This window comes from Desulfatiglans sp. (genome assembly GCA_012513605.1).
In the GTDB taxonomy this organism is placed as follows: Bacteria; Desulfobacterota; DSM-4660; order Desulfatiglandales; family HGW-15; genus JAAZBV01.
Map to the genome: position 1 here is coordinate 1 of JAAZBV010000074.1, position 5,230 is coordinate 5,230.

The 5,230-nt window shown below is 45.9% G+C and carries 4 protein-coding genes; all 4 read left to right on the top strand.

Annotated features, from left to right (window positions below):
- Positions 1-256 precede the first annotated feature (256 nt).
- The 4 genes from GX654_09240 (at position 257) to GX654_09255 (ending at position 4,863) form a co-directional block, all read left to right on the top strand.
- Positions 257-979 carry a 4Fe-4S dicluster domain-containing protein gene (locus GX654_09240; protein NLD37041.1) on the top strand — a complete coding sequence of 241 codons (723 nt, stop codon included), beginning with the start codon at positions 257-259 and terminating at the stop codon, positions 977-979.
- Positions 980-993: 14 nt separating this feature from the next.
- On the top strand, positions 994-3,018 hold the full coding sequence (locus GX654_09245; protein ID NLD37042.1) for a hypothetical protein: 2,025 nt from the start codon (positions 994-996) through the stop codon (positions 3,016-3,018).
- Between the two features lie 316 nt (positions 3,019-3,334).
- Positions 3,335-4,405 (top strand): hypothetical protein, encoded by a 1,071-nt coding sequence (locus GX654_09250; GenBank protein ID NLD37043.1) that lies wholly within the window; start codon positions 3,335-3,337, stop codon positions 4,403-4,405.
- Between the two features lie 131 nt (positions 4,406-4,536).
- Positions 4,537-4,863, top strand: a complete 327-nt coding sequence (locus GX654_09255; protein ID NLD37044.1) for a hypothetical protein — start codon at positions 4,537-4,539, stop codon at positions 4,861-4,863.
- The last annotated feature ends 367 nt before the right edge of the window (positions 4,864-5,230 follow it).

Below are 5,230 nucleotides of genomic sequence, written 5' to 3' on the forward strand. Positions count from 1 at the left end.
CCATAGGTTTGTCCTCCTTTTGCTTTTGGGAATTCGTTTTGTCTGGTAACTTAACGATCTCCCATAAGGAGGACTTTTTCAATATCAAAATTCATTAACTAAAAACCGTTTTTGGACAAGAGTGATTACTAATATTTTTTAATTAATTATTTATATTGAAAATGATATAAGGAATTAAAGCAGTTTAAGCAAGGAAGCAGAAATAATGTGTTAGGCGAGAGATAGGATTTAATAATTATAGAAAGGAGAATGGTCAATGGCTGAGTCTGAAAAATCCGAAGAGAGTAAGAAGAGATTGAACAGGCGTGAATTCCTGGTAGGGAGCGGGGCAGCGCTTGCAGCAGGTGCTATAGCAGCAGGTGTGCCTGGTACTGCAAAGGCCGCTATTAAGGAATCATTACCCAAATCCGAAGGATATATAGTGTATGACAGCAGGGTCTGCTGGGGATGTCAGAGCTGCATGTTTGCATGTTCTATGGCCCATTATGGAGAGGCAAACCCAGCATTGTCACGGATACAGATAATACGTGATGCCCCGTCATTTACGACCTACCCTAATGATATAGTCATGGCAGTATGCAGACAGTGCATAACCCCTGTATGTGTTGAAAACTGTCCTGTAGGAGCAGCCCATGTGGATACGGAGCATGGAAATGTAAGAGTAATAGACAGCAAGAAGTGCATTGGCTGTAAAAAATGTATCCAGATGTGCCCCCAGAGACCGCACAGGACTGTGTGGAACCCGATAATCAAGAAATCTACCAAGTGTGACCTGTGCATTGATACTCCTTTCTGGAGCAAAAAGGGCGGGCCTGGCGGAGAACCCGCATGTGTAACAAATTGTCCAGCAAAGGCCCTGAAGCTGGTTGATAAGGCCCCGACTCAGGAGGACACCAGAGGTTATGATGTTGATCTTGCGCCACCTGCCCCTAAGATGCCGTTTGGCCCTGGCGCAAAGAAACCGGCTGTGAAATCATAGGAAAGGAGAAAAAAATGGCAAACGGATTTACAGGAAAGATAGCGCGAGTCAATCTTACGACTAAGGAAATAAGCACAATAGATACTGAGAAATATGCGGAATTCGGCGGTGGGTACGGTATAGGTGCGGCCATATTCTGGGATCTTGCAGTTGCACCGGGAGAATGGGATTTGAAGGATCCCCACGATCCGCGTCATGTCCTTCCTATCATGACGGGTCGATTGGCGGCTACGGGCGTGCCCGGGGCCGGCAGAACCAGTGTCTGCGGTATCTGTCCGGAGACCTTTCCAACTCGGGAATTCCATCGCGGCAATTTTGGCGGCCGTTTTGCAACCATGTTGAAGCTAGCAGGTTGGGATGGAATAGTAATAGAAGGTATGTCAGAGAACCCTGTGTGGTTAAATATAATCAATGATCAGATCAAGATTGAGGACGGCAAGGAGTTATGGGGAAAGGATACATGGGAAACGCAGCAGCGAATAGCTTCAATGGTGGGAGGAAGGACTAGATACGGTGAGGACTGGCACCAGATTGGGGATGCCTATACAACGGCCAGGCCTCAGATCGTTTGCATCGGCCCAATTGGAGAAGCCAAATCCAGTCTGGCATCTTTGATTCACGGCAGCGGCTGCAGCAGCCTCGTCAGCGGCTATGGCTCGATTTTCGGGGCGAAGAAATTAAAGGCTATCAGCGTGACAGGGACTGGCAATGTGAAGATGGCTGATCCCAAGGGCGTCCTTGATGCGAGATTGGCCGATATGCAGACACCGATATCGTCAGGACAATTCGGTCCCGCAATACCCGGCAGTGGTTCCTGTAATCCCTGCCTCCGTGCCGACCGTCGACGCGACACATTATATGGCGGCGAAACCATGTGCACCAGTCAGTTGTGGCTGGGCGATCGTGGAACAGAAGCTGCAGACCGCGCTGCCGGAGCATTGATGAAATACGGAGCCAGTTCCTGGGCGGCTCATTTTACAGGAGCGTTCGAGTCGGACGTTCCCGATGCGCCGGAGTTTTTCCACCATAAAGTACCGATGGAAACAGGAATCGGCTGGTATCTGCGTTACCTCTATGAGCAGGGGGTGCTGGGTCCGGGTAAGCAGATCGAATCAGCTCCGCTGCCCATGGACCAATGGGGAGAGTTGGTCTTCCGCGAAGCGTTTCTTGATGCGATAGCCCGGCGCGAAGGGATCGGCGACGCCATAGCCGAAGGCGTCTGCGAAGCGGCCAAGAGATGGGGGAGGCTGGAACAGGACATGGAGAACGGCGCCCTGCGGTTCCCGGCCTGGGGGGCTACAGGGCATTGGACCATGCCGTACGTTGAATGGGCCTATAACTACCTGCTCGGAGCAGGAGATCCCAGTTGGCATGGGTTCAGCTCGGCAGTCGGGACTTCCCGTGATGGCACTCCTATTGAGAAGGTTCTGGAACGGCTTTCTGCCAGGGTAATTCCTTACAATGGAGATATCTTCATGTTCAACTATGCCTGGAAAGGAGATGAGGCCAGAAAAACCGGCATTTATTCGGAGCATAAAGCCAAGGAAGTGGCCTGGACCCGGCATTATGCAAGTTTCTGGAACGAATCTATGGCCTTCTGCGAATTTTTCCTTCCACGGCTGAACACGGTCACTCCCGAAATGGAAATGAATTATTATCGGGCGGTTACAGGCAGCAAGAGTTCCTTTGCCGATACGATTGAAATCGGCAGGAAGATCTGGACCTTGGAGCGGTCAATTCGAACCATGGCCGGGCTAAGCCGGGAGCAAGAAGTGTTCTTCCCCTACATGTACAGGCCCGGAGCCGGCGGGATGGCCGCTTTTGGTGGAGTCCCGGTATACGAAGATGGCAAATGGCGTTGGGATGACCTCCCGGATATGTACCTGGACAAGGGTGGCGTAGAGGAATTTAAAACCCACTTCTATAAACTGGAGGGCTGGGATACTGCCCACGGCTGGCCAACAAGAAAGACGCTTGAAGGCTACGGGATGAAGCATGTAGCCGACACAATGGAAAAGAAAGGTAAGCTTGGCGCATGATTTCCTGATGCATTAATCCCCTTTTTTTAAGGGCAGTACCTCCAATACTACCCTGATTCAACTCAGTAGGAGCACCTTTAGTGCTCCTGCTTTTTTAAATATATTGTGTCATGATTCTGGCAGGCGGTTAAATATTGCACTTGACTCAGCGGGCCAAAAAAAAGATCTGCCCATATTTACAGAAGAAGTTAGAGTAAGATATTAAGATATAATATCCATCAATCATAATTGACATGCATAGTAAGCTTCCCTATAGTTACTCAAATATAATATAACGAGTGCTCCCTGATTAAACTTTTATAAGGATAATAACATCATGAAAAAAAACATTATAATTGTACTGCTGATACTGGCTGCTGTCTTTATCTATTTCAGGCAGGAGAATAAAAATTATTATGATATGGTTAATGCGGTTTCAGGGGCCACGCCGCTCGCTATAGCAAAAGATGTCCCTAAGGGTGTTTCACTTGTTATTGACGGGCTTGTTAAACAGGAATACAGGTTTAGTGCATCGGCCCTTAATGGCTTTGCATCAACAAGAATCAGGACAAGGGAATTTACCCCTGATGGTAAATTCCTTGGGGCATATGCATATACAGGCATTCCTGTATTTAACATCCTTGAGGGCATTGCGCCTCAAAAGGATAAAGATGCACTCTTTAATCAACCACTGGATATCCTTGTAAGGTTTATATCCTCTTCAGGTAAGAGTGTGGGGTTCACCTTTACTGAGTTGATCATGGCTGATGACAGCCTGCCTGTTACCCTCGCCTTTTACAGGGAAGAGATTAAACCCACTGCAGATAGTGTTAAAGATACCTATGATAAAAATATCTTTAATGGGCTGCTCGCAGGTCTCAGGCTTATTGCCCCTTCTGAACCGGATGTAAGCCGATACCTGGATGATGTTGTGAAGATTACCTACACCACCCTTCCAGCCCCGGATAACCTGCTTCCAATTCGTAAAAAGGCTAAATGCGTAAGCACTGCTATTACTTGCATAGATGGAGGAAACAGATATCAGGCAGCATTTGAAAATATACCCAGGATAGAAAAAAAGGAGTGGGTGCTGATAGGTCACGGGCACGGGTATGAAGATAAGGTGGACTCAGAGGGTTTCGAGTTAAGGGCCTTTCTGAAAGCCAATTTTAAAGAGATCACACCTGATGACTATTTTCTTTTTGTGGCTTGCGATGGGTACAGGTGCCTCTTCTCATGGCATGAAATATTCGCTGTGGAAAAGGGTAAAGAGATCATGATTGCTGATTCAGTTAATGGAAAATTACCTGAAACCGGTTACAGGCTTGCCCCAACCGCAGATTTTTTTAATGACAGGTCAATGTGGGGCGTGGCATACGTTGTTAAGATTAATGGTAAACTGAATTAGCCAGCGGTCGAGATGTTGATTAAAAACAAGGCGTATTATATAGTTAATACCACTTCTGGGCAGAGTAAAATTTGGTGGCATTAAAACTTTTTCAGAATTGTTTTATTCAGGTATTAAAACAGGTAAATACTATGAAAAAACATGAATCGGATATAGATGACCTTGTTCAAAAAATTGGTGCAATTATTGAAGGAACAAAAGGTCTTGAGCAACAGGCTGTGAAACTGTATTCAGTTGAAGTTGAGACCATTATAAGAGAGCGGGATAGGAATCCACAGCGTATTGAACAATGTCTTGATAGCATGCTTGGTTTTTGTTTCGATGATGGAATGCTGCTTTTATATAAAAAACTCTGCCGGTACTATTATTACATCAATCCGAAAGCTACAGTTTCCTATGTTTATGCATATCGTGAAATGTGGGATGAGCAGGAGTCAGAGGAATCCAAGTCTGAGTGATTGATAATTAACTACCTATAACCTAGCTTTTACCTTTCAGTTTTTCCTAACAGCCTATCCTGCCCGACGTAGCTTCTCCGACCGCCATAGCTTTAGCGAAGGTTGTTGGCGGAGGCGGGAGCCTATCTTTCTAATTGATCATTGATATTTGCTCATTGATAATTGATTACTTTTCTGCTAATACAAACCCGTCAAATAAATAAACAATCCCACTACTGTCCCAACGTTATTTAAATAAATTCAATTGGTTGCTATCCTGTGGGATAACTTGTTTATAATCTTGATCTGAAAGTGCCTGATATAGTGGTACTTTCTCAAATAAACTAACACTTAAAATCTGTAAAATTGTATAGAGACTTAAATCCAG